Annotated in this window: 27 protein-coding genes; 16 read left to right on the top strand and 11 right to left on the bottom strand. The window is 63.7% G+C overall.

The annotated features are described in order from the left end of the window. The first annotated feature begins 111 nt into the window (after window positions 1-111). Together lepB and rnc are read left to right on the top strand one after the other, a co-directional pair. On the top strand, window positions 112-891 hold the full coding sequence (lepB, locus tag OEZ71_RS17245) for a signal peptidase I (protein ID WP_263741290.1): 780 nt from the start codon (window positions 112-114) through the stop codon (window positions 889-891). Then, window positions 888-1,571 (top strand): ribonuclease III, encoded by a 684-nt coding sequence (rnc, locus tag OEZ71_RS17250; RefSeq protein ID WP_263741291.1) that lies wholly within the window; start codon window positions 888-890, stop codon window positions 1,569-1,571. The genes lepB and rnc overlap by 4 nt, the downstream gene beginning before the upstream one ends. An 18-nt stretch (window positions 1,572-1,589) precedes the next feature. Here the strand turns inward: rnc and OEZ71_RS17255 are convergent, their stop codons facing one another. Genes OEZ71_RS17255 through OEZ71_RS17270 form a run of 4 tightly spaced genes read right to left on the bottom strand, consistent with a single transcriptional unit; the run spans window position 1,590 to window position 6,033 of the window. After that, entirely contained in the window at window positions 1,590-2,720 is a 1,131-nt protein-coding gene (locus tag OEZ71_RS17255) for a saccharopine dehydrogenase family protein (protein ID WP_263741292.1), read from the bottom strand. 11 nt (window positions 2,721-2,731) lie between these two features. Continuing rightward, entirely contained in the window at window positions 2,732-3,385 is a 654-nt protein-coding gene (locus OEZ71_RS17260) for a histidine phosphatase family protein (protein ID WP_263741293.1), read from the bottom strand. 12 nt (window positions 3,386-3,397) lie between these two features. After that, window positions 3,398-4,108, bottom strand: a complete 711-nt coding sequence (locus OEZ71_RS17265; protein WP_263741294.1) for a response regulator transcription factor — start codon at window positions 4,106-4,108, stop codon at window positions 3,398-3,400. Next, entirely contained in the window at window positions 4,105-6,033 is a 1,929-nt protein-coding gene (locus OEZ71_RS17270; protein ID WP_263741295.1) for a hybrid sensor histidine kinase/response regulator, read from the bottom strand. The genes OEZ71_RS17265 and OEZ71_RS17270 overlap by 4 nt, the downstream gene beginning before the upstream one ends. 201 nt (window positions 6,034-6,234) lie before the next feature. Between OEZ71_RS17270 and OEZ71_RS17275 the strand changes: the two genes are divergently transcribed. From OEZ71_RS17275 to OEZ71_RS17295, 5 genes are all read left to right on the top strand, one after another. Next, window positions 6,235-8,211, top strand: coding sequence for an AMP-binding protein (locus OEZ71_RS17275; protein ID WP_263741296.1), 1,977 nt, complete (start codon window positions 6,235-6,237; stop codon window positions 8,209-8,211). Next, the gene (locus OEZ71_RS17280) at window positions 8,208-9,029 is read left to right on the top strand and encodes an ABC transporter ATP-binding protein (RefSeq protein ID WP_263741297.1); all 822 of its coding nucleotides are present in this window, start codon (window positions 8,208-8,210) and stop codon (window positions 9,027-9,029) included. Before OEZ71_RS17275 ends, OEZ71_RS17280 begins: the two co-directional genes overlap by 4 nt. Before the next feature lie 68 nt (window positions 9,030-9,097). Next, complete coding sequence (locus OEZ71_RS17285; RefSeq protein ID WP_263741298.1) at window positions 9,098-10,084, top strand: branched-chain amino acid ABC transporter permease; 987 nt, start codon at window positions 9,098-9,100, stop codon at window positions 10,082-10,084. A 3-nt stretch (window positions 10,085-10,087) separates the two neighbouring features. Beyond that, a complete protein-coding gene (locus OEZ71_RS17290; protein ID WP_263741299.1) occupies window positions 10,088-10,333 on the top strand; it encodes a hypothetical protein in 246 nt (81 codons plus the stop codon). Next, a complete protein-coding gene (locus OEZ71_RS17295) occupies window positions 10,330-10,704 on the top strand; it encodes a VOC family protein (protein WP_263741300.1) in 375 nt (124 codons plus the stop codon). Before OEZ71_RS17290 ends, OEZ71_RS17295 begins: the two co-directional genes overlap by 4 nt. Before the next feature lie 22 nt (window positions 10,705-10,726). On the opposite strand, the gene OEZ71_RS17300 is transcribed toward OEZ71_RS17295, so the two are convergent. Then, on the bottom strand, window positions 10,727-11,107 hold the full coding sequence (locus OEZ71_RS17300) for a hypothetical protein (RefSeq protein WP_263741301.1): 381 nt from the start codon (window positions 11,105-11,107) through the stop codon (window positions 10,727-10,729). Between the two features lie 99 nt (window positions 11,108-11,206). On the opposite strand from OEZ71_RS17300, the gene OEZ71_RS17305 reads away from it, so the two are divergent. The 5 genes from OEZ71_RS17305 to OEZ71_RS17325 all read left to right on the top strand — a co-directional run bounded on the left by OEZ71_RS17305 (window position 11,207) and on the right by OEZ71_RS17325 (window position 16,842). Next, window positions 11,207-12,283: a branched-chain amino acid ABC transporter permease gene (locus tag OEZ71_RS17305; protein ID WP_263741302.1), complete on the top strand. Its 1,077-nt coding sequence runs from the start codon at window positions 11,207-11,209 to the stop codon at window positions 12,281-12,283. A gap of 72 nt (window positions 12,284-12,355) precedes the next feature. Continuing rightward, window positions 12,356-13,642, top strand: coding sequence for an ABC transporter substrate-binding protein (locus OEZ71_RS17310; RefSeq protein ID WP_263741303.1), 1,287 nt, complete (start codon window positions 12,356-12,358; stop codon window positions 13,640-13,642). Window positions 13,643-13,716: 74 nt separating this feature from the next. Next, a complete protein-coding gene (locus OEZ71_RS17315; protein ID WP_263741304.1) occupies window positions 13,717-14,535 on the top strand; it encodes an ABC transporter ATP-binding protein in 819 nt (272 codons plus the stop codon). A gap of 14 nt (window positions 14,536-14,549) precedes the next feature. After that, the gene (locus tag OEZ71_RS17320) at window positions 14,550-15,746 is read left to right on the top strand and encodes a phenylacetate--CoA ligase family protein (RefSeq protein WP_263741305.1); all 1,197 of its coding nucleotides are present in this window, start codon (window positions 14,550-14,552) and stop codon (window positions 15,744-15,746) included. A 475-nt stretch (window positions 15,747-16,221) separates the two neighbouring features. Continuing rightward, window positions 16,222-16,842, top strand: coding sequence for a cyclic nucleotide-binding domain-containing protein (locus tag OEZ71_RS17325; protein WP_263741306.1), 621 nt, complete (start codon window positions 16,222-16,224; stop codon window positions 16,840-16,842). 69 nt (window positions 16,843-16,911) lie between these two features. Here the strand turns inward: OEZ71_RS17325 and OEZ71_RS17330 are convergent, their stop codons facing one another. The 3 genes from OEZ71_RS17330 to ubiA all read right to left on the bottom strand — a co-directional run bounded on the left by OEZ71_RS17330 (window position 16,912) and on the right by ubiA (window position 20,282). Then, window positions 16,912-17,238 carry a hypothetical protein gene (locus OEZ71_RS17330; RefSeq protein WP_263741307.1) on the bottom strand — a complete coding sequence of 109 codons (327 nt, stop codon included), beginning with the start codon at window positions 17,236-17,238 and terminating at the stop codon, window positions 16,912-16,914. Window positions 17,239-17,285: 47 nt separating this feature from the next. After that, a complete protein-coding gene (locus OEZ71_RS17335; protein WP_263741308.1) occupies window positions 17,286-19,253 on the bottom strand; it encodes an OmpA family protein in 1,968 nt (655 codons plus the stop codon). Window positions 19,254-19,316: 63 nt separating this feature from the next. After that, the gene (gene ubiA / locus OEZ71_RS17340; RefSeq protein ID WP_263741309.1) at window positions 19,317-20,282 is read right to left on the bottom strand and encodes a 4-hydroxybenzoate octaprenyltransferase; all 966 of its coding nucleotides are present in this window, start codon (window positions 20,280-20,282) and stop codon (window positions 19,317-19,319) included. An 18-nt stretch (window positions 20,283-20,300) separates the two neighbouring features. Here ubiA and OEZ71_RS17345 point away from each other — a divergent pair, with 18 nt between their 5' ends. The 4 genes from OEZ71_RS17345 to OEZ71_RS17360 all read left to right on the top strand — a co-directional run bounded on the left by OEZ71_RS17345 (window position 20,301) and on the right by OEZ71_RS17360 (window position 23,721). Continuing rightward, on the top strand, window positions 20,301-21,020 hold the full coding sequence (locus tag OEZ71_RS17345) for a 16S rRNA (uracil(1498)-N(3))-methyltransferase (protein ID WP_263741310.1): 720 nt from the start codon (window positions 20,301-20,303) through the stop codon (window positions 21,018-21,020). Beyond that, entirely contained in the window at window positions 21,017-21,724 is a 708-nt protein-coding gene (locus OEZ71_RS17350; RefSeq protein ID WP_263741311.1) for a hypothetical protein, read from the top strand. The genes OEZ71_RS17345 and OEZ71_RS17350 overlap by 4 nt, the downstream gene beginning before the upstream one ends. Continuing rightward, window positions 21,721-22,236, top strand: coding sequence for a hypothetical protein (locus OEZ71_RS17355; protein WP_263741312.1), 516 nt, complete (start codon window positions 21,721-21,723; stop codon window positions 22,234-22,236). The genes OEZ71_RS17350 and OEZ71_RS17355 overlap by 4 nt, the downstream gene beginning before the upstream one ends. 114 nt (window positions 22,237-22,350) lie before the next feature. After that, on the top strand, window positions 22,351-23,721 hold the full coding sequence (locus OEZ71_RS17360; RefSeq protein ID WP_263741313.1) for a glutamate--cysteine ligase: 1,371 nt from the start codon (window positions 22,351-22,353) through the stop codon (window positions 23,719-23,721). Here OEZ71_RS17360 and OEZ71_RS17365 read toward each other — a convergent pair. From OEZ71_RS17365 to plsY, 3 genes are read right to left on the bottom strand one after another with little or no spacing between them, the layout of a single operon-like run. Next, window positions 23,715-24,143: a DUF805 domain-containing protein gene (locus OEZ71_RS17365; RefSeq protein WP_263741314.1), complete on the bottom strand. Its 429-nt coding sequence runs from the start codon at window positions 24,141-24,143 to the stop codon at window positions 23,715-23,717. The genes OEZ71_RS17360 and OEZ71_RS17365 overlap by 7 nt on opposite strands. 59 nt (window positions 24,144-24,202) lie before the next feature. Then, a complete protein-coding gene (locus OEZ71_RS17370) occupies window positions 24,203-24,460 on the bottom strand; it encodes a hypothetical protein (RefSeq protein WP_263741315.1) in 258 nt (85 codons plus the stop codon). Then, window positions 24,457-25,065: a glycerol-3-phosphate 1-O-acyltransferase PlsY gene (gene plsY, locus OEZ71_RS17375; protein WP_263741316.1), complete on the bottom strand. Its 609-nt coding sequence runs from the start codon at window positions 25,063-25,065 to the stop codon at window positions 24,457-24,459. Before plsY ends, OEZ71_RS17370 begins: the two co-directional genes overlap by 4 nt. Between the last annotated feature and the right edge of the window lie 4 nt (window positions 25,066-25,069).

Genomic DNA, 25,069 nt, shown 5'->3' on the forward strand with positions numbered 1-25,069 from the left:
TGGACTCACACCTGAAATTCAGGCCGAGAATAGTCTCGGACCCTGCAAAAACTTGACTCCCCGCCGCCGCGCGATCATGAAGCGCCGGAGCAGGAACGGGCAGGACCGGATATGAGTGGTACGGCAAAGGACGGGATCGTCGAGACGATCAAGACGGTGGTCTATGCACTTTTGATTGCGGGCGTCTTCCGCACGCTGTTTTATCAGCCGTTCTGGATCCCGTCGGGCTCGATGAAAGACACGCTGCTGATCGGCGATTTTCTTTTCGTCAACAAGATGGCCTACGGTTATTCGCGCTATTCCTGCCCGTTCTCGGCCTGTCCGATCTCGGGCCGCCTCTGGTCGGCCGAGCCCGATCGCGGCGATGTTGTCGTCTTCCGCCACCCGACCAACGGATCGGATTTCATCAAGCGCCTGATCGGTCTGCCGGGCGATACCGTGCAGGTGAAGGGCGGTGTTCTGTGGCTGAACGGCCAGCCGGTGCCGCAGGAAGATGGCGGTACGTTCGAAGAGGTCAAGGCGCCACAGGGATCGCAGCGCAACATGCCGCAATGCGCCAATGATCCGGTCGGGCAGGGCGCGGTCTGCGTCAAGGAACGCAAGATCGAGACGCTGCCGAACGGTGTAAGCCACAGCATCCTGAACATCCGCGACAGCGGGGTCGATAACACGCCCATCTATACCGTGCCGGAAGGCCAGTATTTCTTCATGGGCGACAACCGTGACAACAGCCAGGACAGCCGGGTTCCCGTCGCTGTGGGCGGTGTGGGCATGCTGCCTGCCGAATACCTGATCGGCCGCGCCGACCGGATCATGTTCTCGTCGGCAGGCAAGTCGCTCTTCTTCTTCTGGACCTGGCGGTCCGACCGGTTCTTCAAGGCGGTGGAGTGAAACTCTCGGCCGATCTCGCCGCGTTTGCGGCCCGGATCGGGCATGAGTTCCGGCGGCCCGAACTTCTGGTCCGGGCGCTGACCCATGCGTCCATCTCGACCGCGACGCGGCCGGACAATCAGCGGCTGGAATTTCTCGGTGACCGGGTGCTTGGCCTTGTGATGGCCGAGGCTTTGCTGGCGGCGGACCGGGCTGCCAGCGAAGGCCAGCTTGCCCCTCGCTTCAACACGCTCGTCCGCAAGGAAGCCTGCGCCAATGTCGCGCGCGAGGTGGGTTTGGGCGATGTCCTGAAACTTGGCCGGTCCGAGATGATGTCGGGTGGGCGGCGCAAGGAAGCGCTTCTTGGCGATGCGATGGAGGCGGTCATCGCCGCCGTCTATCTCGACGGCGGGTTTGAGGCGGCGAAGGCGGTGATCCTGCGTCTTTGGGGCGACCGGATCGGCGCGGTCGAGGCCGATGCCCGCGATGCCAAGACCGCGCTTCAGGAATGGGCGCAGGCCCGGGGCCTGCCACCGCCTGCCTACACGGAACTGAAGCGCGAGGGGCCGGACCATCAGCCGATCTTCACCGTCGAGGTGCGGCTGGAGACGGGCGAGACCGAGGCCGCGAAGGCGGGCGCGAAGCGTCAGGCCGAACAGGCTGCCGCCAAAGCCTTGCTGGCGCGGATGGACGGGACCTGACCGCCCGATTTCAATCCTTCAGACGTGATCGACCCGGCGCATTTCCTGCGCGGCGCTTCGCGTTTCCTCCAGCCAGCGTTGCACCAGTCGCGGATCGTGCGGCGCGCCGTGGACTCCGACCGGCATTTCCCGCGCCATGACCGCCTCGACCGCCAGCGCGACGGTTCCCGAGACGAGCCGCGCCATGGCCGAGCCGCGGATATCGCCTGTCGCATCCAGAACCCAGGTCTTGTGCCAGACCGGCGTTCCCGCCTTTTCGACCTTCAGCGAAACGCAGAGGACAACCCGGTCGACCTCGCCCTCTTCCAGCGGATATTTTTCCCAAAGCTCATCCGACAATTCCTTGAGCCGGTCGTTCGACGGCGCGGCGTCCAGTTCATCGAAGATATCCGCCCAGGCTTCGGTCCAGCCATTCAGGCGAAGCGTGCCGCGGACAAACTCCTTCACCCTGCTTCCCCGCTCGAAGCGGTAGGCCTCGAGATAGGGCAGCGAATCCCGGTTGGGATAGACTTCGAAGGTCTCGGGATGGCGAAGTGGCGCCGAGTATGTGCGCACCGCATCCCATGGATGGACGACGCTGAGTTCGGTGAAGTCACGGATCGAGCGGGCCGGGGTCATCAGTGCGCGCAGAACGCCGATGGGCGACCACGAGAACTTGTAGCGGAAGGCGTTCGGCACGGCTGGCACGCCGCCGCAATAGGAGGTGAAGGAGAGGACGTTGTCGCGGTCATAGTGCGCAGACGCGCGGTAGGCGGTGACCAGATCATGCGCCATCAGGTGGTCGATGCCGGGATCGAGGCCGACTTCGTTGACGATTGCCACGCCTGCCTCGCGGGCCGGTTCGTCCAGCGCCTGCATCTCGGACGTTATGTAGCTGGAGGATACGAAATGCGCGCCCTTGTCGACGCAGGTCCGGGCAAGGTCCAGATGCAGCGTCGCGGGCAGCATGGAAACGACGATGTCGCCGGGCTGAAGCGCGGCTTCAAGCGCGCCGGGTTCCATCGCGCGGATGTCTTTGGTGATATCGCCCACGGCTTCCACCGCCGCTTCCACCGGCAGGTTCCAGACTGTGACCGGGTGGCCTGCGAGGATCAGACGACGCAAGCCGGGGCGAGAGGAAAGGCCGGTGCCGCACCAGTGAATGCGCATGGTTCTTCTCCCTAATAATGCGTTCGCGCCGCGTGGCGATCCGGATAGTCGAGATGCGGTGTTGCGCCGAACTGGTTGAGGTGCAGCACACCGTCACGGACGGCGAAGCGGTGGACGGAGGTGTTCATCACCTTCAGGAACATCCGCGCCTTCATCACAGCTTCCAGCCCCAAGGCCAGCGCCACCAGTGTCGCGATGACGCCGGTCGAAGTCACCAGAACGGCACCTGGCCCGCCCTGCGCGGCATCCTCAACCGCGCCGGAAACGCGGGCGATGAACCCCTCGTAGCTTTCATGATCCGGCCCGGCATCGCCCGAACGCCAGAGGTGCAGCACCTGCGGCACATGGGCGGCGAAGTCCTCGGGGCCCGTCGGGAAGGGAATGCCGTGGCTGTCCTGAAGCGCGTGCGACAGCGCGAAGTAATCCAGTTCGTTCAGCCGGTCGTCTAGCGCATGGGGCCGTGCGTCGAGGTTCAGCGCCTCTGCCGTCTCGCGCTGACGGCGGAGCGTGCCCGAGATCACGCGGTCAAAGCCTCCGGTCAGGCGCAGATGTTCGCCAAGCCACGCCGCCTGCTGCTGGCCAAGGGGCGACAGCCGGTCATAGTCGGCTTCGGTCCGGGCGCCGGAATTGGCTTGCCCGTGGCGGATGAGGGTCAGTTCGGTCATGGCGTCTGTTTGTCAGCCCCAGCGAACGTCGCCAAGGAAAATATACCCGGCCCCGTAGATCGTCTTGATCAGGCGCGGGTTCTTCGGGTCCTCGCCGAGCTTGGTCCTGAGGCGCGAGATGCGGACATCCATCGCCCGGTCGAAACTTTCACCCGCCGCCCCGCCGAGGCTTTCCTGCATCTGCGCACGCGAGATCAGCCGTTTCGGGCTGTCGAGGAAGAGCCGCAGAACCTCGCCCTCGGCATGGGAAAAGGGTACCTCTTCACCGCCTTTGTTGACCAGAAGATAGCGGTCGAAATCGGCGGTCCAGTCGGCGAAACGGGCGATGGTGGCGGCGCGCTCCGGATCGGCGCGGCCCTTGCGCAGCCGGGCGCGGATGCGGGCAACGACCTCGGCGGGGTCGAAGGGCTTAATGATGTAGTCGTCGGCCCCAAGCTCCAGCCCCGTCACCCGGTCCTGCACCTGCGCCCTCCCCGAGATAATGATGATCGCCGCGCCGGATTCGAGCGCCAGCCGATGGACCAGCGCAAGCCCGTCGCGGTCGGGAAGGCCGAGATCGACGAGGCAGACATCGGGGGTGAGCCGCTTCAGCGCCGCCTCGAACTCGGTTGCCCTTGCGTAGCAGGACGTTCGGAACCCGGCCTCTTCCAACGCGGCCGCCAGCATCCGGCGAATCTCCGGTTCATCATCAAGGATGGCGACATGGGGGCGGGGATCGGTCATGCGGCTTCTTTCGCGGAAAGGAAGGCCGCAAGCTCGGCCCCGGTGAAGGGTTTGGTCAGGACCGGGATCGCGCCCGCCCTTGCCCGCTCCGGATCGCCCGGTGGCAGCGACGTCATGAGCATCAGTTGTGCCTTGTGCCCGGCCTCTGAGAGTTCGTGCAGAAAGTCGACGCCGCTGCGCTCGCCGGGCAGGCCGATATCCGACAGGATCAGCCCAAGCCCCGGCAGATCGGCCAGTTCCGCCGCCTCTTCGGCGCTCGCCGCTTCGATCACATTATGGCCGAGGCCGCGCAGCATCTCGCGTACATCGGTGCGGATCTCTTCGGTGTCCTCCACCAGCAGCACCAGCGTCGGCTGGGCAGGCACGGCATCGGCGGCGCGGAGCGGCAGTCGCAAAGTCACCTTCGCCCCGCCTTCGGGGCGATTGGCGAGTTTCACCGTGCCGCCCATCAGTTTGATATGGTCATAGACCATGGAGAGGCCGAGGCCCGAGCCTTCGCCGCCCTTGGTGGTGAAGAACGGGTCGAGCCCGTGCTCCAGCGCCTTTTCGGAAAAACCGGGGCCGGTGTCGGCAACGCTGATTTCCAGCCAGGTGTCGCGCACCGGCCGGGCGGTTAGGGTGATCCGTCCCGATCCCGGCGCCAGCGCGTCGCGGGCGTTGAGGATGAGATTCAGAAGTGCGTCCAGCAGCGATCCGGCATCGAGCAGGATCGGTCGTTTCAGATCGCCTGTCAGCAGGTCGAGCCCGACGCCTTCGTGCAGGGACGGGCCCGCCATCACCCGCAACTCCTCCAGCAGCGTGGGAATATCCGTGGGCGCGGGTCGGATTTCTCGGGGGCCGGAGATTGCGGCGATGCGGTCGAGAAGCGTTCCGCCCCGCCGTGCAGCGGCCAGAGTTGCACGGGCCAGATCGGCTGCCTCGTCCGGCAGGTCCTCCACCCGCCCCATCCGGCCCTGAAGGCCGAGGATGATGGTCAGGAGATTGGCAAAATCATGCGCTAGACCCGAGGTCAGCTGCGCCGCCAGTTCCCGCTTGGCGCTCTGGCTGAGCGCGGCCCGCGCCTGCGCCTCTTCGGTCACATCCATCGACAGGACATAGACGCCCTGCGCCACACCTTCCCCGCCCCGATCCGGGGTCAGGGCCAGCCGGATGCGGCGGCCCGAGGTGTCGTGGGTGAACTCGAAAACACTTCCCTCACCCGCCAACGCCTTCAGCAAGCCCGGTTCGATCCGGGCAAAGGTCTCGGGCCCCAAGGCCTCCGCCACCGGGCGGCCGACGATGTCCGACAGGCTGCCAGGCATGACCGACGATAGGCGCCGGTTGGAATAGGTATAGATCAGGTCCGGCCCCACATGGGCGATATGGGCGGGCATCATCTCGGTCACGAGCCTTGTGCGCGCCTCCATCTCGGTCAGTTCGCGCTTGGCCTCTTCCAGCGCGGCATTGGTCGCGGCAAGCTGGCGGTTGGTCTGGGCCAGACGTTCGGCATGGGCCAGAACCTCCTCCGACAACTCTTCGGACCGGCCCCGCAGCAGGGCCTCCTGCGCCTTGATGTCGGTAATGTCGGTATAGACCGTGACCCAACCGCCCTGCTGCAAGGGCGAGCCCTCAACGGAAATGGTCCGCCCGTTCGCCCGCGTCCGCTCCATGTAATGGGGCTGAAAGGCGCGGGCCTGTTCGACGCGGACCTGCACCGCCTCTTCCGGGTCGTCCACCTCGCCATATTCGCCGCGCTCCACCAGAAAGCGAATCGTCGCCTCGAAGGGCGCGCCGGGCGTCACCAGCGCCTCGGGCAGGTCGAACATCTCCTGAAAGCGGCGGTTGCAGACGGCGAGCCGCAGGTCCCGGTCATAGATCGACAGCGCTTGCTGAATGAGGTTCAGCCCGGCCTGCGTCATCTTGGCGCGGCTGTCGGTTCTTTCCATCGACCAAGGCTCCTTTCCGCCTATCGCTAGCACCCTTGGGGCGGGGCCGGAAAGGGGCAAACGGGCGCTGTTACAATTCGTAAGGATTAAGAAAAAGTCCCGAAACCTTTGCCGACGAGCCTCTTGCCGGAACCGCCATGGTGAGGAACACTCGCCTTAAAGGCGATGACATGCCGCAACGCCGGCGCAGGGGAGGACAAGGTGGCGAACGACAGACCGGCCGAATTGCAGTCGATCCCGGCCCTGCTGGCCCGGAACGCGGTAAAATGGGGGGCGCTGCCCGCCTTCCGCGAAAAGGAATTCGGCATCTGGCAAAGCTGGACCTGGGCCGAGGCGCAGGCCGAGATCAGGGCGATGGCGCTCGGTTTCCTCGCGCTCGGGCTGGAGCGTGGCGACCATGTCGCGATCATCGGCCGCAACCGTCCCGCGCTTTACTGGTCGATGGTCGCCGCCGAAATGTGCGGCGCGGTGCCGGTGCCCTTGTATCAAGACGCGGTCGCCGAAGAGATGGCCTATGTGCTGGATCATTGCGGCGCGCGCTTTGTCGTCTGTGGCGATCAGGAGCAGGTCGACAAGGTACTGGAGGTGCAGGAGGGCCTTGAGGGCAAGGACTTGAGGCTGCACCACATCGCCTATCTCGATAAGCGTGGCATGCGGAAATACGACCATTCCCACATGAACGCGCTGGCCGATATCGCGGCCGAGGGGCGCGCGGCGGAACAGCGCCTTGGGGCCGAACTCGACAAACGCATCGCCGAGCTGACCTATGACAGCACCTGCGTGATGCTCTACACCTCGGGCACGACGGGCAAGCCCAAGGGCGTGGTCCTGTCCAACCGCAACATAATCGAGACGGCAAAGAATTCCTCGGAATTCGACCACCTGCGCCATACGGACGATGTGCTGGCCTATCTGCCGATGGCCTGGGTCGGAGATTTCATCTTTTCGGTCGGGCAGGCCTACTGGACCGGCTTCACCGTCAACTGTCCCGAAAGCGACAGCACTGTCCGCACCTGCCTGCGCGAGATCGGGCCGAGCTATTACTTCGCGCCGCCCCGCGTGTTCGAAGGTCTGCTGACCGATGTGACGATCCGGATGGAGGATGCGGGCCGCTTCAAGCAATGGCTCTATCGCCATTACATGGCCGTTGCCCGCCGCGTCGGCCCTGCGTTGCTGGACGGCAAGGAGGTCGGATTCGGTGACCGGCTCGCCTACTGGCTGGGTGGGGTCTTTGTCTATGGTCCGTTGAAGGATTCGCTGGGGCTTGGCCGGTTGCGCGTGGCCTATACTGCCGGGGAGGCAATCGGGCCGGAGATCTTCGATTTCTATCGCTCGCTCGGCATCAATCTGAAGCAGCTCTACGGCCAGACCGAGGCCAGCGTGTTCATCACCCAGCAGCCCGATGGCGAGGTCCGGTCCGATACGGTCGGCGTGCCCTCGCCCGGGGTGGAGGTGAAGATCGGCGAGAATGGCGAGGTCTATTACCGCTCGCCCGGCACCTTCGTGGAATATTACAACAACCCCGAAAGCACCGCCTCGACCAAGGACGCCGAGGGTTGGGTCGCCACCGGCGATGCCGGCTTCTTCGAGGAAGGCAGCGGGCATCTGAGGATCATCGACCGTGCCAAGGATGTCGGCAAGATGGCCGATGGCAGCCTCTTCGCGCCGAAATATGTTGAGAACAAACTGAAATTCTACCCGAATATCCTGGAGGCCGTGGTCTTCGGCGCGGGCCGCGACCGCTGCACCGCCTTCATCAATATCGACCTGACGGCGGTCGGCAACTGGGCCGAGCGCAACAACATCGCCTATGCCAGCTATCAGGAACTAAGCCAGCACCCGCAGGTTCTGGAGACCGTCGCGGGCCATGTCGAGGAGGTGAACAAGTCCGTCGCCGCCGACCCGATGCTGGCGGGCTGCCAGATCCACCGCTTCCTGATCCTGCACAAGGAACTGGATGCCGATGACGGCGAGATGACCCGTACCCGCAAGGTGCGCCGCAAGGTCATCGAGGAGAAATTCGCCGACCTGATCGACGCGCTCTATGGCGGCAAGGACAGCATCTATACCGAGACCGAAGTGACCTACGAGGACGGCCGCAAGGGCGCGATCAAGGCCACTCTGACCATCCGCGACGCCAAGATCGTGGCCGGGCAGGAAAGGATGGCGGCGGAATGAACCAAATGAATCCAGAAGGTTACACCACCGCCGACGGCCGCAAGATCGGCGGCGTGCTGATGGAGATGAAGAACATCACGCTCCGCTTCGGCGGGGTGGCGGCGATCACCGATATCTCGTTTGATATCCGCGAGGGCGAGATCCGGGCGATCATCGGGCCGAACGGGGCGGGCAAGTCGTCGATGCTCAACGTCATCTCGGGTTTCTATGTCCCGCAGGAGGGCGAGGTCTGGTTCAAGGGCTACAAGCGCGGGCCGATGAAGCCCTATCAGGTCGCCCGTCTTGGCATCGCCCGCACCTTCCAGAACATCGCGCTGTTCGACGGGATGTCGGTGCTCGACAACATCATGACCGGGCGGCTGACAATGATGAAATCGGGCCTGCTGTCTCAGGCGATATGGTGGGGCAAGGCCCAGCGTGAGGAGACCGAACACCGCGAAAAAGTCGAGAAAATCATCGACTTCCTCGAAATTCAGGACATCCGCAAGACGCCGGTCGGCCGCCTTCCCTATGGCCTCAAAAAGCGGGTCGAACTGGCCCGCGCGCTTGCTGCCGAGCCGCGGCTGCTGCTCTTGGACGAACCCATGGCCGGGATGAACGTCGAGGAGAAGGAGGACATGTCCCGCTTCATCCTCGACGTGAACGACGAATTCGGCACCACAATCGCGCTGATCGAGCACGATATGGGTGTCGTCATGGACCTCTCTGACCGGGTCGTGGTGATGGATTACGGCAAGAAGATCGGCGACGGCACGCCTGATGAGGTGCGCTCCAATCAGGCCGTCATCGACGCTTATCTGGGGGTCAGCCATGACTGAGGCAAAGCGTCTGCAAAGCGTCTGCAAAACGTATGGCACCCGTGCCGACACCAATCCGGAGGCCCGCCATGTCTGACCAGCTTCTCTACGCGACCGAGGCGGCGCTGAACGGCCTCATGGCGGGGGTGATGTATTCGCTCGTCGCGCTGGGCTTCGTCCTCATCTTCAAGGCCTCGGGCATCTTCAACTATGCGCAGGGTGTGCTCGCACTTTTCGCGGCCCTGACGCTGGTGGGGTTCCAGACCGGTCAGGTGCCGTTCTCGCATCTCATCAACGCGATCTTCGGCACCAACATTCACCATTTCGGCTGGCATCTGCCCGCCATCGTGGCGATCCTGCTCACCGGCCTCGTGATGATCGGGCTGGCCGTGATCATCGAGCGCTATGTGCTGAAACACCTCGTCAATCAGGAACCGATCATCCTGTTCATGGCCACGATCGGCCTGGCCTATTTCCTTGAAGGCATGGGCGACCTGATGTGGGGGTCCGACATCAAGAAACTCGATGTCGGCCTGCCGCAGGGAATTAACGAGACCATCGACAACGTGACCTTCAACGCCTTCGGCTACGGGTTCTTCATCGACAATCTTGATATCGTGGCGACGGTGGTGGCGGCTTTGCTGGTCCTCTCGCTGACGCTCTTTTCCCAATACACCAAATATGGCCGCGCGCTGCGGGCGGTGGCGGATGACCATCAGGCGGCTTTGTCGGTCGGGATCTCGCTCCGCTTCATCTGGGTCATGGTCTGGTCCATCGCCGGGATCGTGGCGCTGGTCGCGGGCATTATGTGGGGGGCCAAGTCTGGCGTGCAGTTCTCGCTGTCGCTGATCGCGCTGAAAGCGCTGCCGGTTCTCATGCTCGGCGGCTTCACCTCGATCCCCGGTGCCATCGTCGGCGGGCTGATTATCGGCATGGGCGAGAAGCTGTTCGAATTCTGGATCGGTCCGCTGATCGGCGGGGCCACGGAAAACTGGTTCGCCTATGTGCTGGCGCTGCTCTTCCTCGTCTTCAGGCCGCAAGGTCTCTTCGGTGAAAAGATCATCGAGAGGGTTTGAGACATGGCCAAACTGATCGCCATCCTGAACGTCATTGCCTGGGCTGGTTTCTGGGCCTTCGGCTACCTTGCGCTATCGAGCGGAGAGGGCGGGAGTACCGTCGTGGCAATGATCCTTGCCGCCATCGGCGCGGCCGTGGGTATCGTCGCCTGGCTTTGGCTGGTGCGTCATTCCGAGGCCACGGGCTATGCCAAGCGCGCCAATCAGGTCCCGCGCGAGCATCACCGCGAGAACGGGGGGGCGGCATGAGCCACAAATCCCGCATCGGCGTTCTTTGCATCGACTGCAAGACTGATGACCTGACCGAGGCAGTCGGATTCTGGTCCGGCATGCTCGGCATGAAGGGCGAGATCGACGAGCGCGGCAAGTACGCGGCGTTCGACGGGCACAAGGGCTATCCACGCGTGCTGTTGCAGGCGGTTGATCACGAGCCGCGCGTGCATCTGGATTTCGAGACCGATGACGTGGATGCGGAATGCGAACGGCTGAAGGCGCTGGGCGCGAAAGAGGTTGCGCGGATCAGGACATGGATCGTGATGGAGGCGCCGACCGGGCACCGCTTCTGTCTGGTGCGCCCGCAGGGCGACGACTTCCCGGGCGATGCCAAGGAGTTCGGATGATGGTTGTGAACGCCTGCGGCTATCAGCCGTTGAAGAAGGACATCACCCACATAATGGGCAGGGCGATCAGGATGATCGGCAGTGCGAAGACGATCGAGACCGAGAGAAACAGCACCATGCCGGCGATGGCCAAGGCCGCCACGGTAAGGAAGATGCCAAGCCCCGGCCCGATGAAGCCGCAATCCTCGGACAGCCCTCCGGCGACCCCGAAGACAAGCAGAAGCAGGCAGGCGGAGAGCCCCAGCGCATCGCGATATGAGATGCCGAATTGCTGGGCCACGAAAAACACGACGATGGCACCGGCGATCAGGAACGGAAGCAGGATGACGAGAAGCTCACCCAGCAAACTGGTGAGGAATTCACGGAACCACCAGCGGCGGCGTTCGGGATCTTGGTTGGTCATGGCGTCCTCCGAAGTCCGCGAACTGCCTAAGCCAAGAATTCGGCGAGAGTTTGACGCGGGCTGCGCGACGGTCCCGGTAGCCCTGAAAGGAAGAAGCTGATGTTCTACCGCGAGGCAGGCGACTTCAAGACGTCCTATGTGGACGACAGCCAGACCTTTCCGATCAAGTTCGACCGCTGGCGCTATTACGCTGTCCTTGCGGTGGCTTTCGGGGTCATTCCGTTCCTTATCAATGATTACTGGGCCAATGCGGTCTTTGTGCCGTTCCTGATCTATGCCATTGCGGCGATCGGGCTGAATATCCTGACGGGCTATTGCGGGCAGGTCTCGCTCGGGACCGGGGGGTTCATGGCCGTGGGCGCCTATGCCTGCTACAAGCTGATGACGGCCTTCCCCGAGGTCTCGATCCTGATCCATGTGCTGCTCGCCGGCGGCATCACGGCGGGGGTGGGCGTTCTCTTCGGTCTGCCGTCCTTGCGGATCAAGGGTTTTTACCTTGCCGTCGCCACGCTTGCCGCGCAGTTCTTCCTTGTCTGGCTCTTCAACAAGGTGCCGTGGTTCTACAACTACTCGGCTTCGGGCCAGATCTCGGCGCCCGAACGCACCGTGCTTGGACATGCGGTGACCGGCGCGGCGACAACCGCCTCGGCCAAGTACCTCTTCTGCCTTGTCATCCTCTTCGCGCTCGCCTGGCTGGCGCGGAACCTGACGCGGGGGACCGTGGGCCGCAAGTGGATGGCGATCCGCGACATGGATATCGCGGCGGAGATCATCGGGGTGAACCCGCTGACGACGAAGCTTTCGGCCTTTGCCATCTCGTCCTTCTATATCGGCGTCGCGGGGGCCTTGTTCTTCTCGGTCTATCTCGGCGCGGCGGAAGTGGGAGAGGCGTTCGGCATCCAGAAGTCGTTCCTGATCCTCTTCATGATCATCATCGGCGGCCTCGGCTCGATCTTCGGGTCCTTTGCGGGCGCCGCCTTCATGGTGCTCATGCCCGTCCTTCTGAAGAACATACTCGTCGGCCAGCTGGGCTGGGCCACCGACCTTGCCGCGCATGTCGAGCTGATCATCGTCGGCGGCCTGATCATGGGCTTCCTGATCGTGGAGCCGCATGGCCTGAACCAGCTCTGGCGGCTGGCAAAAGAGAAACTCCGGCTTTGGCCCTTCCCGCACTAGGGGGGCCGCCCAACGATAAGACCGGCGCGAACCGGCACTATTGCAACGCTTAAACCTTGGGAGGAGACCCAGATGAAAAAGACCTTCGCAACCCTCGTGGCGCTGGCGATCGCGGCCACGGCGGCCCCGGCCTCGGCAGAGCTGCAGATTCCGAACCTGAGCTACCGGACGGGGCCGTTCGCTGCCGGCGGCATCCCCTATGCCGACGGGTTCAATGACTATTTCACACTCCTGAATGAGCGTGACGGCGGAATCGGCGGCGAGAAGGTCGTCGTGACGGAATGCGAAACCGCCTATAACACCGAAAAAGGCGTCGAGTGCTACGAAGCGACCAAGGGCAACGGCTCGCTCGTCTACAACCCCTTGTCGACCGGCATTACCTATCAGCTGATCCCGAAGGTCACGGCTGACGGCATCCCGCTTTACACGCCGGGCTATGGCCGCACCTCTGCTGCGAACGGCAAGATCTTCTCCAACGTCTTCAACTTCCCGGCCAACTACTGGGACGGCGCGTCTGTGGTTATCAAGTACCTTCTGGACGAGAACGGCGGCGATCTTTCGGGCAAGAAGATCGCGCTGGTCTACCACAACTCCGCCTATGGAAAAGAGCCGATTCCGACGCTGACGGCACTGGCGGCCAAGCACGGCTATGAGTTCATCGAGGTCCCGGTCGACAGCCCCGGCCAAGAGCAGAAGTCGCAATGGTTGCAGATCCGCCGCGACAAGCCGGATTACGTGCTGATGTGGGGCTGGGGCGTGATGAACGCCGTGGCGATCCAGGAGGCCGCCAATATCCGCTTCCCGATGGAGAACTTCATCGGCGTCTGGTGGTCGGGGTCGGAAAACGACGTGTTGCCCGCCGGTGACGGCGCCAATGGCTATAAGTCGCTCGCCATGCACGGCACGGGAATGGACTATCCGGTCTATGCCGACCTGAAGCAGTATGTCTACGACGCCGGCAAGTCGTCAGGCGCGGGCGATCAGGTGGGCTCGGTGCTCTATTCGCGCGGCATGTATGCTGCCGCGATGATTGCCGAGGCCGCGCGCAAGGCGCAGGAACTGGCGGGCACCTCGGCGATCAATGCCGCCCAGATGCGTGACGGCTTCGAGGCGCTGGAGGTTACCGAGGCACGGATGGCCGAGCTTGGCCTGCCGAATTTCGGCCAGCCCTTCGCGGTTTCTTGCGAGGACCATGGCGGCCCGGGTGCCGCGATGATCCAGCAATGGGATGCCACGGCCAAGAAATGGAACCTGATCACCGGTTTCATCGCGCCGGATGATGAGGTGCTGACGCCTCTGGTGATGGAAGACTCCGCCGCCTTCGCTGCGGAAAACAACATCGCCGAGCGCTGCAACTAAGCGCCAATGCATGTCTTCCCCGGCCCGTTCAGGGCCGGGGTCGTTTGGATCAATTCTAGCCCGGGGGATACCCGATGCTCGACGCCGGTAAGACCGAGACGCTGCTTGAGGTCAACAATATCGAGGTGATCTACAATCACGTGATCCTCGTCCTGAAGGGCGTGAGCCTCAATGTCCCGAAGGGCGGCATCACCGCGCTTCTGGGTGGCAATGGCGCGGGCAAGACCACGACTTTGAAGGCCATTTCCAACCTTCTCCATTCCGAACGCGGCGAAGTGACCAAGGGCTCCATCCTCTATCGCGGCGAGAAGGTTCAAAGCCTCGACCCCTCGGCGCTGGTGAAGAAGGGCGTCATCCAGGTGATGGAGGGGCGGCACTGTTTCGAACACCTCACGGTGGAGGAGAACCTTCTGACCGGTGCCTATACGCGCACCGACAAGGGGCAGGTCGCGGTCGATCTCGACATGGTCTACACCTATTTTCCGCGCCTCAAGGAACGCCGCCGGTCACAGGCAGGCTATACCTCGGGCGGCGAGCAGCAGATGTGCGCCATCGGTCGCGCGTTGATGTCGAAGCCCGAGACGATCCTTCTCGATGAGCCCTCGATGGGTCTTGCGCCACAGCTTGTCGAGCAGATCTTCGAGATCGTGAAGGCGGTGAACGAGAAGGAGGGCGTGACCTTCCTTCTGGCCGAGCAGAACACCAACGTGGCGCTTCGCTACGCCCATTACGGCTACATCCTTGAAAGCGGCCGCGTGGTGATGGATGGCCCCGCGAAGGAACTGCGGGAAAACCCGGACGTGAAGGAATTCTACCTCGGCATGTCCGACGAAGGCCGCAAGTCGTTCCGCGATGTCCGCTCCTATCGCCGCCGCAAGCGGTGGCTGGCGTGATGAGGGATCAGACGATGAATTTTTTCGACGCCCTTGAAACCCGCTCTGCCGATGAGCGCACCGGTGCGCAGCTTCAGGCGCTGAACGGGCAGCTTGCGCGCGTGGCGGCGGCGGCGGGCGCCTGCCGGATCGACGGTAAGGCGTTGGCCGATCTCACCGATCTCGCCGGGCTGCCGGTGCTTCGCAAGTCCGACCTCGTCGCATGGCAGAAGGACAACCCGCCCTTCGGCGGCATCCTGACGTCGAACATCGCCCATATCTTCCAGTCGCCCGGGCCGATCTATGAGCCGGGCGGCGTCAGCCATGACTGGTGGCGGATGGGGCGCTTCCTGCATGCCTGCGGGATCGGGTCGCAGGATATTGTCCAGAACTGCTTCGGCTATCATCTGACGCCTGCCGGCATGATCTTTGAAAATGGCGCCCGTGCCGTTGGCGCGAAAGTCCTGCCGGCCGGGACCGGCCAGACCGACCTTCAGGTCCGTGCCGCTGCGGATATCGGCACAACGGCCTATGCCGGAACGCCGGACTACCTGAAGGTCATCCTCGACCGGGCCGAAGAGATGGGTGAGGCGCTGAAGATCACCAAGGCCGCCGTCGGGGGCGGGGCGCTCTTCCCGTCGCTTCGTGCAGAATATGCCGACCGGGGAATTGCCTGCCTGCAATGTTACGCCACCGCCGATCTTGGCAATATCGCCTATGAAAGCCCTGCGATGGAGGGGATGATCGTCGATGAAGGCGTCATCGTCGAAATCGTCCGCCCCGGCACCGGCGACCCGGTTCCCGAAGGCGAGGTGGGTGAGGTCGTGGTGACGACACTGAACCCCGACTACCCGCTGATCCGCTTCGCGACCGGGGACCTTTCGGCGGTCATGTCGGGTCCGTCCCCCTGCGGGCGCACGAACATGCGCATCAAGGGCTGGATGGGCCGCGCCGACCAGACGACCAAGATCAAGGGCATGTTCGTACGCCCCGAACAGGTCGCCGACCTTGTCGCCCGCCATGCCGAGGTTGCCCGCGCAAGGGTGATCGCCACCCGAGAAGGCGAGATGGACGTGATGACCGTGCGCATCGAAGCGCCGGGCGGGGAGCCTGCGCGCTATGAAGGCTCTGTCGCTTCGGTCCTGAAGATGAAGGGGCGGGTGGAGGTCGTGCCGCCGGGCAGCCTGCCCAATGACGGCAAGGTCATCGACGACCAGCGGGTCTATGAGTGACCGCCCGGTAAGGCGCTCACCCGTCTTCGCCAAAGCTTTAGTGATCGGCCTTGAGCCCGATGTCGGCATCTTTGGTTCAGCAATCGCGCGGGCGCGGCATGCCGTTCGTCTCAGTCGATCGAGTGAGACGTCGTTTGAGAGCCTTTAAGCGAGGCATTGGTCGTGTCAGCCCTGTGTTCCAACTTCTTCGGAGCTGGGGCCGGACAGAGCACACAACCATCAGCTGATCGCCACTGGCCGGTTAATCTTTGATCTTGGCGAACCACCGACGTCTGCTACTGTCTGTTGGAGTGGTGACTTTATGCTCTGACCCTCCGTTTCCTTCGCGTTCTTGTTTTCCGCGACAGGGGGCAGTGCACGCATCCTGCCAGTCGTTCTACGGATGAAGGTGTCTTAATTGGAGCTTACGTTAGAGTCAGCCTTTTCCGCCGGTGGTCTGGTTGGCCATCTGTCGTACCTCTTGCTTGTGACATCCATGCTGATGCGGGTCATGTGGATCCTTCGCGTGCTGGTTATCGCGTCAGCATTTGTCGCCATTGCTTACGACCTCGTGTGGCTGAAAGACCCGGTTGGTGTGTTTTGGGAAAGTCTCTTGGTGTTGGTGAATATCGTCCAGTTGTCTGTGACTTATGCCCAGAACAGGCTCGAGAAGTTTAACAGCATTGAATCCGCCTTTGTTCACAAGGCGTTTCCGGGTTTGAGTAATTCTCTGAAGCGAAAGATACTTAATCAAGGTTCTTGGGTGGAAGCGGACGAAGGAGCCGAATTAACAAGGGCCGGCGAGCCGGCCAGGCGCCTTGTGTACATCGCCGATGGCGAGGTGGAGATTATTGTGAACAGCAACGTCGTCGGCCGATGTGGAAATGGTGATTTCATCGGCGAACTGACCGTGCTGTCGGGGGAGCCGGCAACAGGAACGGCGATCACCAAGCGCCGGACCCATTATTGGGCAATTGCCGATGACGAATTGCGAAGACTGGTGGCTTCAAACGAAGAGATCAGTCAATCTGTGCAGGCGTGTTTTCACACCAACATGCTGTCAAAGCTGATTGCGGCAAATCATCAGCTGCAAAAAGCGGGTGGTCTGGTCAATTGAGATTCTGATCGGTCGGTTAAGCTGCGGGCGGTTTGCAAAGCAGTGGCCGAGCCGGTCATCACCCGCCCGTCAACCCGCATTCATCCGTTCAATATAGGCGCGCAGTTCCTCGGCCTCGTGGCGGGCGTCGCGCAACCCGTCCATTGCCGCGCGCAGTTCGGCCTGGCTCTGGTGCAGCTGGTTCGACAGCTCCGCCTCGCGCGTCTCCAGAAAGTCGATGGCCTTGTCGCGGGTTTCTTCGGCGTCGTGAAGCTCACGCGCCATCTTTTCCAGATCGCCCATCTCGGCCTGCGTCACGCGGGTCAGACGGTGCAAAAGCCAGCAGGCGAACCAGCCGAGCGCGAAGGCGACAAAGAGGATGATCGCGGTGGCGAAGATGAATTCGGTTCTGTTCATACCTGCCCATTTCCCTCTGAGTTATGTCCGGTCATATCCAGCCACACCTATTCCGACGGGCGCGGCTTTGGCCGCACGGTATCCGGCCCGGGGGTCTGTACGGCGATTTCGGATGGTTCTGCATCCGCGGTGCCGTCTTCGACGGTTGCGAGGTCGCCCGTCGCCTCCGACCCAAGCAGGCGTACCTCGATCCGTCGGTTCGCCTCGCGTCCCGCTTCGGTGTCGTTGTCGGCGATCGGCAGGGTTTCACCATAGCCGACTGCCGTCAGGTTGCCGGTCAGGACCCGGCGCGACATCAGCGCGGCGATCACCGCCTCGGCCCGTTTCTGGCTGAGGTCGAGGTTCATTTCTTCGCGGCCCTGGCTGTCGGTATGGCCGCCGATCTCCATCTCGAAATCGGCGCAGTCCTTCATCCGTTCGGCGATCTTGTCGAGCGTATCCGCCGCGTCGCGCGTGATCTGGGCGGAACCCGGTTCGAAATTGATCTTGTGCGCGGCCAGGAACCCGTTGATGTCGGCAACGCATTCCTCTGCCGTCGGAAGGCCCAACAGGGGGTCGAGTTTCTCGTCATAGCGGATGTCGAGGTCGTATTGCTGGGTCTCGCCGAGCTTGTCGGACAAAATCCTTGCGATGGCGTCGCTGGCCGTGGTCGATCCGGTAACCCCGCTCAGACGGATGATACCGGGCTGCACCGTGACCTCGCCGCTTTCCAGCTCGCCAAGGGCTTCGATCGCGGTAAGAACACGTAGCGGCCAGCCGACGGGCATTTCTGGATCGAGCCGGGTTGCGGCATGGACCGAGGCGGTGCCGAACCTTGCCCGCGCGAAGCTTTCCACCGCCTCGCGTGAAAGATCGTCGCCGAGCCGGCCGCGCATTTCCAGCCGACCCTCGGCATCGAGTTTTGCGACGAATTCTTTCGGACCTTCGGTCCCTTCCGGTGTCTCCGCCTTTGGCGTCAGAACGGCGTGAAGCGAGAAAACCTCGGGCAGGTTCGATTCCAGTTCGCCCACCACCTTGTCGAATACCGCCGGATCGACGGTTTCGGCGGCGATGAGCGAGATGTCGGCATCGGAATAGGTGATCGAACCGGCGCCGATCTCTTTCATCGCGGCAAGCCCCATCGTCACCGCCTCGGCCCAGGCCGGTGTCGGCACGCCAAGCCCGATCGTGCAGGCGATTTTGCCCGTGGCCCCGGCATCCGTTGCGGCGGCGAGGATACGTTCGCGGGCCCGGTCGCTGTCGGCGGAACAGGCGTCGAAGCGGGCGCCGTCCCCGTCGATCAGGAAGCGGAGCGTGAAGGGCGTGATCACCGGCCGGGGGGCCGAGATATCGAGGGCGAGCCGCAGCCCGCGCGGCGCCTTGCGCCTGAGGTCGCTTTCAAGCCGTGCCTTTTCGGCGGCGCTGTCGCTGATCGCTGTGACCGCGACCTCGGTCGCTGAAATCGAAATCTTCGACCGGGGCAGGTCCTCTAGCGCGTCGATCCCGAAGCTGACGGCGGCCTGCCATCCCGACGGGATCGGGTGGTCGGCCGATTCGAGCATGTCGGTGACAGCGCCTTCGCCGACCAGTTCGGTGAGGCTCTCGACAATCTCTTCATGTCCCGGCCCCTGCGGCACCAGACCGATGAGCGAGATGCCATCACCGTTCCGCAGGATCTCGATGGTGAAGTCGGGTGCCTTGAGGGCGTCGGCGGCGGCCACTTCCATCGCATCGACGAGACGGTCGGCATCGACGATCGTGCCCGCGACGGAAAGTGCGCGGAACCGCGCGGCTTCCGTTGGCGCGATGCCCGAGAGGGTGACCTGAAGCCCGTCGGTTGCGACTTCGGTCCAGTTGTGCCCGGCGGTCGCCAGTGCCTGTTCCACGCCTTCAGCCGAGCGGCGTTCGACAATGCCTGCCGTCCAGGATGCGGCGGCGATGCTGAGCAGCCCGGCCAGCGCAAAGGCTGCGGGGCCGATTGCGCGCACGGGCAGCTGCGAAGGCAGGGAGAAGGTCTTGGGCAGTTGCAAGCGCATGGGCGGCGGAAGTTCCCGGTACGAGGACGCCCTTCCTTAAGCCCGCGCGGCGCGGGGATCAATCTAGACGAGGCCGCCGATGGCAAGAAACAGCGCAGCGATGAGGCCGGTATCGCGGTTTCGGCGGAAGAGCTTAAGGCAGCCCTCCGGATCGTCGATGTCGAGCTGCCGCATCTGCCACAGAAGGTGCCAGCCCATGGCCCATGGGGCGATCAGGGCAAGGCCGAGTTTGACGGGGCCAGCCGTGGGAAGGAGCGCGGTGAGAATCGCCGCGCTCATCAGCGTGACGGTCAGGATCAGGAAGAGGCCGAGCCATTTGCCCGTTGCCGCGCCGAAGAGGCGGGCGGTGGATTTGACGCCGATCAGCACGTCATCTTCCTTGTCCTGATGGGCGTAGATCGTGTCGTAGAAGAGGGTCCACGCGATGCCAGCGGCGTAGAGCAGCACGGCAGGAAGGGCGACGGTGCCGGAATGGGCGGCGAAGGCGAGGATGGCGCCCCAGTTGAAAGCGAGGCCAAGAAAGACCTGCGGCCACCAGGTAAAGCGCTTGGCATAGGGGTAGATCGCGACGAGGCCGAGCGAAGAGATGCCCAGAAGCACTGTCAGCCAGTTGTAGGAGAACAGGATCAGCGCGGCGGCGCCCATCTGGGCGACCATCCATATCAGCGCCTGTTTCACCGAGACCTGCCCGGAGGGGATTGGCCGCGACCGGGTGCGCGCCACGGCCGCGTCGAAATCGCGGTCGGTGATGTCGTTCCATGTGCAGCCCGCCCCGCGCATCAGCCAGGCGCCCAAAGCGCAGCCGAGGATGATCCAGATATCCCATTGCCGCCAGCCGTCCATCGCGGCGGCCAGCGCCACGCCCCAGAGGCAGGGGATCAACAGTAGCCATGTCCCGATCGGCCGGTCGGCACGCGAAAGCCGCAGATAGGGGCGCGTGGGCTCGGGCGCCCAGCGATCGACCCAGTTGCCGCGCACCGCATCGGCGACGGTTCCGGCGGGCTCTGGCGTTTCGTCGGGCGCACTCATAAGGTCGGCCTCATGGCAATGGCGAAGATCAGGCTCTGTGTAGACCAGCCCATCGGGGCGGGGCAATCGGTTCAACTGACCGAGGCGCAGGCGCATTACCTTTTCGGAGTGATGCGCGAGGGCGTGGGGACGCAGATTCTGGTCTTCAACGGGCGGAACGGCGAATGGCTGGCCGAGGTGACGGAGGCGGGCAAGCGCAAGGGGGCTCTGGCCTGTCTTGAAGAAACCCGGCCCCAAGCCGCGCCGCCCGATCTTTGGCTGCTGTTCGCACCGGTGAAGAAGGCGCGGACCGATTTCATCGTTGAGAAGGCGGTGGAACTGGGTGTGTCGCGCCTGATGCCGGTCCTGACCGAGTACACCAATTCCGAACGCTTCCGCCGCGACAAGGCCGAGGCGCATGTGCGCGAGGCCGCCGAACAATGCGGTGCGCTGAGCCTGCCGAGGGTGGAGGAGGCCACGCCGCTTGCCCGCCTCCTCTCTGGCTGGAACCCGGCCCGCGCCATTCTCTGGGCCGACGAATCTGAGGCGGGCGCAGCCACGACACTCGCGAGCTTTCCCAGGGGTCCCGCCGCAATCCTCATCGGCCCCGAAGGCGGCTTCTCAGACGCCGAGCGCGACCGCCTTCGCACGCTCGACTTCGTCCACCCCGTCGCCCTCGGCCCTCGTATCCTGCGCGCCGAGACGGCGGCGCTGGCAGCCCTCACGCTCTGGCAGGCCCATCTGGGGGACTGGCGGTGACACAGGAACCGGTCGTGCGCCTGCATCTCTATTTCGCGCGCGACAACGACCGCGCGGTGATCCTGCGGCAGGGGCCGTCGAAGCAGTTCCGGCTGATCCTCTGGCATCGCGACACCGACAGGTTCGAGGACGGCCAGTGGCTGAAGCACAAGGTCTATCCTGAACGCTGCGACCTGTCGCCGGACGGGCGGCATTTCCTCTATTTCGCGCTGAACGGCGACTGGTCGGGTCAGAGCGAGGGCGCCTATTCGGCGCTGTCGCGTCCGCCTTACTTCACCGCGCTGGCGCTTTTTCCGGAGGGAAGCACCTGGGGCGGCGGCGGGCGGTTTCTTGACAATGTGCATTATGTCGCCGTCGGGGGTACCGACGTGATCGGGCGCGACGAGGGGCTCGTGCGGCTCTACCAGCGCACAGCGGACAAGGACTGCCCGACCGGGCTTCGCACCGTAGACGGGTGTCCGGCGAAGATCGGCAAGGCCAAGGCCGAACGCGCCTTCCTGCGCGAACTGCCGCCCGATCCGGCCCTGTCGCTCTACGACACGCTCGGCGGCCGGCTTTACCGGCGGCGAGGCGCGGAGCTGGAGCTGATCCGCGATTTCACCGACATGGCGTTCGAACCGATCCGCGCGCCCTATGACTGGCGGGAGACGCTGGCGGAGGGGTCGGTAGAGACTTGGCATCCCCTTAAGGGAGAGCGGCGATGAGCCTCATCCGGCCCGAAATCGTCCGGGGTCTGCGGCGCTGGCGCGAGGTGATCGCGGCGATGACTCTGGGGCTTGCCGGGCTCTGGTTAGCCTCGCTCGGTGGCTGGCTGATGCAGGGGATCGGCCTGATCCTCTTGGCGCTCGCGCTCGGTTGGGGTGTGATCGCCTGGCGGCGGTTGCGATTCCTGCGCGGTGTCGCTGCGCCGGGTGTAGTCGAGGTCGATGAGGGGCAGGTTGGCTATTTCGGCCCGAATTTCGGCGGATTCATCGCGCTGGCCGATATCGCCGAGTTGCGGCTGGCCGAGGTCGGCGGAACCCGGCACTGGCGGATGCGCACCCATGGCGGGGAGGTTCTGATGGTCCCGGTCGATGCCGCCGGGGCCGAGCGGCTTTACGATGCTTTCGCGACGCTTCCGGGCATCGACATGGCCGTGCTGACTGCCGCGCTCGACCGCAGTGTCGGCACGCTTCCGCTGTGGAAACGCGCCGACCCATCACTGCCGCGTCGCTAGACGATCACAACATGTCATGTTTTCGCACAGACAATCCGCGCTGGGCGGGGTTGACTTGGGCAGTGCGGCGCTTCACGTAATTGCGTCCCTGTCAGCCACAAGATCGAGGCCCCCATGTCCATTCCACAATCCGGCGGAGGCCCGGTCGAACGCTTCGAACAGCTTGCTGAATATCTTGAGGCCGGCTGCAAGCCGATGGACGATTGGCGCATCGGCACCGAGCATGAGAAGTTCGGCTATTGCAAGGACACGCTGAAACCCTTGCCCTATGACGGGCCGCGTTCCATCAGGGCGATGCTGGAAGGTATCCGCGACCGCTTCGGGTGGGACCCGATCGAGGAACAGGGCAAGATCATCGGGCTGGTGAAGGACGGCGCGAATATCAGCCTTGAACCGGGCGGGCAGTTCGAACTTTCGGGCGCGCCCTTGGAGACGATCCACCAGACCTGCGACGAGGTGAACGCGCATCTGCGCGATGTCCAGAGCGTTGCCGACGACATTGGTGCGCGGTTTATCGGTCTTGGCGCCGCGCCGGAATGGACACATGACCAGATGCCGATGATGCCGAAAGGGCGCTACCGGCTGATGACGGACTATATGGGTCGCGTCGGCACCCATGGCACGCAGATGATGTACCGGACCTGCACCGTGCAGGTGAACCTCGATTTCGGCTCCGAGGCCGACATGGTTCAGAAGTTGCGGGTGGCGCTGGCGCTGCAGCCCGTCGCGACCGCGCTTTTCGCCAATTCACCTTTCTTCGAGGGCAAGCCCAACGGCCACAAAAGCTGGCGCAGCCGCATCTGGCGCGACCTCGACCCGGCCCGCACCGGGATGCTGCCCTTCGTTTTCGAAGAAGGCATGGGATTCCAGCGCTATGTCGATTACGCGCTCGATGTGCCGATGTACTTCGTCTATCGCGACGGCAAGTATATCAACGCTTTGGGCCAGTCCTTCCGTGACTTCCTGAAAGGCGAACTGCCCGCACTTCCGGGTGCAAAGCCAACGCTGTCGGACTGGGCCGATCACCTGACGACGATCTTCCCCGAGGCGCGGCTGAAGAAATTCATCGAGATGCGCGGTGCCGATGGTGGCCCGTGGCGCAGGCTCTGCGCGCTACCTGCGCTGTGGGTCGGTTTGATGTACGATCAGTCCGCGCTCGACGCCGCCTGGGATCTGGCCAAGGGTTGGAACCATGAGACGCGCGAGGCCCTGCGGGTGGCCGCATCCGTTGATGGGCTTCAGGCCGAGGCGGGCGGGGTTAAAATGCATGACCTTGCCCGTGAGGTCGTGGCCATCGCGGAACAGGGCCTCAAGTCGCGGGCGCGGCCGGGGGCAAACGGCTTGATCCCCGATGAGACGCATTTCCTCAACGCGCTGCAGGAAAGCATCGAAAGCGGCAAGGTGCCGGCCGACGAGCTTCTGGAGAAGTATCACGGCGAATGGGGCGGCGATTTGTCCCGTATCTATGCCGAATACAGCTACTGACGCGGCACACGGGGGATTGACGACGGGCCGTAGCCTTCCCCGGCAAGGGGGTCGGGGCCGTACTCGTTCGGTCCCTCGTCGCCTGGCGTGGCCAGCCACCAGATCAGGAGGATCCAGCCGATGATCGGGATCAGCCAGATCAGCACCCACCATCCGGATTTTCCGGTATCGTGCAGCCGCCGGACGCCTGCGGCGAGCGACGGCAGGAAGACCGCGAGCGAGTAGAGCGACGAGAGCGGGCTGCCGGGCGCGCCGCCCATCATCCCGTGCTGAAGGCCGAAGGCAATCCCGTCGATTATGCCGAGGCCAATATTGACCATGATGTTGAAGGCGACGAACCACCAGTATTCGGCACGCCGGGCACGGCCCGAGAAGGTCGCGTATTTCGAAAAGCAGGTGCGGACGGCGGTCATGATCTGCATGGCAAGTCTCCGGTTCGTCTTGCCACAGACTCCTCTCCGGAGCGGCGGTTGTAAAGATGTTAGTCCAGTGTAAGGCCGGTGACGAAGGTGCGAACCTTCGCCTCTTCCATCTCGCAGGGCTTCAACAGGTCGCCTGAGGCGAGCTGGTAAAGGTTAAGGCTGATATAGTCCGGCCCGCCAAGTTCCCATGCGACCAGCTTCACGCTGCGCCCGCCCGCCAGCAGGGTCTTTTCGATGCGGTAGCGCCGCCCGGCATATCGGCCTTCGCTGTAGCCTTCCGGAATTCGTTCCAGCGCCCCGCGGAACGGGTCGCTCACTTTTTCGCGCCGATTTTCGGTTCTGTCCCGGCTTTCAGGCGTTCGATATTCGGCTTGTGACGCACGAAAACCAATGTGGCGAGAATGAAGATCAGGGTGACCAGATCGCCATGGCCAAACGCCCATGCCCAGGGCATCGACAGGAGGGCGGCGACGAGTGCGGAGAGCGAGGAGTACCGGAAGATGAGCGCGGTGACCAGCCATGTCGCGCAGGCGGCAAGGCCGACCGGGAAGGCAAGGGCCAGAAGCGTACCGAGAAAAGTCGCGACCCCTTTGCCGCCGTTGAATTTCAGCCAGACCGGAAAGATATGGCCGACAAACGCCGCGAGGCCCGCGAGTTGCGCGGCATCCTCGCCTGCCATGGATCGCGCGATCAGCACCGCCACCGCCCCCTTGCCGCCGTCGAGGACGAGCGTCGCGAAGGCGGCCGCCTTGTTGCCGGTGCGCAAGACGTTGGTAGCACCGATATTGCCCGAACCGATCTTCCTCAGATCGCCGAGCCCCATCAGCCGTGTGACCAGAACACCGAAGGGCACCGAGCCCAGCAGATAGGCGAGAGCACCCGTCACGATCAGGGCGATCGCCCCGCTTGTCAGTTCCGGCATTTCG

Origin of the sequence: Albidovulum litorale (assembly GCF_025751495.1) — a bacterium.
GTDB lineage: Bacteria > Pseudomonadota > Alphaproteobacteria > Rhodobacterales > Rhodobacteraceae > Albidovulum > Albidovulum litorale.

What these genes read in the sequence shown, in the direction of transcription:
- lepB (WP_263741290.1), top strand. Translation starts at nt 112, where the DNA reads ATGAGTGGTACGGCAAAGGACGGGATCGTCGAGACGATCAAGACGGTG.
- OEZ71_RS17255 (WP_263741292.1), bottom strand. Translation starts at nt 2,720, where the DNA reads ATGCGCATTCACTGGTGCGGCACCGGCCTTTCCTCTCGCCCCGGCTTG.
- OEZ71_RS17260 (WP_263741293.1), bottom strand. Translation starts at nt 3,385, where the DNA reads ATGACCGAACTGACCCTCATCCGCCACGGGCAAGCCAATTCCGGCGCC.
- OEZ71_RS17265 (WP_263741294.1), bottom strand. Translation starts at nt 4,108, where the DNA reads ATGACCGATCCCCGCCCCCATGTCGCCATCCTTGATGATGAACCGGAG.
- OEZ71_RS17270 (WP_263741295.1), bottom strand. Translation starts at nt 6,033, where the DNA reads ATGGAAAGAACCGACAGCCGCGCCAAGATGACGCAGGCCGGGCTGAAC.
- OEZ71_RS17280 (WP_263741297.1), top strand. Translation starts at nt 8,208, where the DNA reads ATGAACCAAATGAATCCAGAAGGTTACACCACCGCCGACGGCCGCAAG.
- OEZ71_RS17285 (WP_263741298.1), top strand. Translation starts at nt 9,098, where the DNA reads ATGTCTGACCAGCTTCTCTACGCGACCGAGGCGGCGCTGAACGGCCTC.
- OEZ71_RS17290 (WP_263741299.1), top strand. Translation starts at nt 10,088, where the DNA reads ATGGCCAAACTGATCGCCATCCTGAACGTCATTGCCTGGGCTGGTTTC.
- OEZ71_RS17295 (WP_263741300.1), top strand. Translation starts at nt 10,330, where the DNA reads ATGAGCCACAAATCCCGCATCGGCGTTCTTTGCATCGACTGCAAGACT.
- OEZ71_RS17300 (WP_263741301.1), bottom strand. Translation starts at nt 11,107, where the DNA reads ATGACCAACCAAGATCCCGAACGCCGCCGCTGGTGGTTCCGTGAATTC.
- OEZ71_RS17305 (WP_263741302.1), top strand. Translation starts at nt 11,207, where the DNA reads ATGTTCTACCGCGAGGCAGGCGACTTCAAGACGTCCTATGTGGACGAC.
- OEZ71_RS17310 (WP_263741303.1), top strand. Translation starts at nt 12,356, where the DNA reads ATGAAAAAGACCTTCGCAACCCTCGTGGCGCTGGCGATCGCGGCCACG.
- OEZ71_RS17315 (WP_263741304.1), top strand. Translation starts at nt 13,717, where the DNA reads ATGCTCGACGCCGGTAAGACCGAGACGCTGCTTGAGGTCAACAATATC.
- OEZ71_RS17320 (WP_263741305.1), top strand. Translation starts at nt 14,550, where the DNA reads ATGAATTTTTTCGACGCCCTTGAAACCCGCTCTGCCGATGAGCGCACC.
- OEZ71_RS17325 (WP_263741306.1), top strand. Translation starts at nt 16,222, where the DNA reads ATGCTGATGCGGGTCATGTGGATCCTTCGCGTGCTGGTTATCGCGTCA.
- OEZ71_RS17330 (WP_263741307.1), bottom strand. Translation starts at nt 17,238, where the DNA reads ATGAACAGAACCGAATTCATCTTCGCCACCGCGATCATCCTCTTTGTC.
- OEZ71_RS17335 (WP_263741308.1), bottom strand. Translation starts at nt 19,253, where the DNA reads ATGCGCTTGCAACTGCCCAAGACCTTCTCCCTGCCTTCGCAGCTGCCC.
- ubiA (WP_263741309.1), bottom strand. Translation starts at nt 20,282, where the DNA reads ATGAGTGCGCCCGACGAAACGCCAGAGCCCGCCGGAACCGTCGCCGAT.
- OEZ71_RS17345 (WP_263741310.1), top strand. Translation starts at nt 20,301, where the DNA reads ATGGCGAAGATCAGGCTCTGTGTAGACCAGCCCATCGGGGCGGGGCAA.
- OEZ71_RS17355 (WP_263741312.1), top strand. Translation starts at nt 21,721, where the DNA reads ATGAGCCTCATCCGGCCCGAAATCGTCCGGGGTCTGCGGCGCTGGCGC.
- OEZ71_RS17360 (WP_263741313.1), top strand. Translation starts at nt 22,351, where the DNA reads ATGTCCATTCCACAATCCGGCGGAGGCCCGGTCGAACGCTTCGAACAG.
- OEZ71_RS17365 (WP_263741314.1), bottom strand. Translation starts at nt 24,143, where the DNA reads ATGCAGATCATGACCGCCGTCCGCACCTGCTTTTCGAAATACGCGACC.
- plsY (WP_263741316.1), bottom strand. Translation starts at nt 25,065, where the DNA reads ATGCCGGAACTGACAAGCGGGGCGATCGCCCTGATCGTGACGGGTGCT.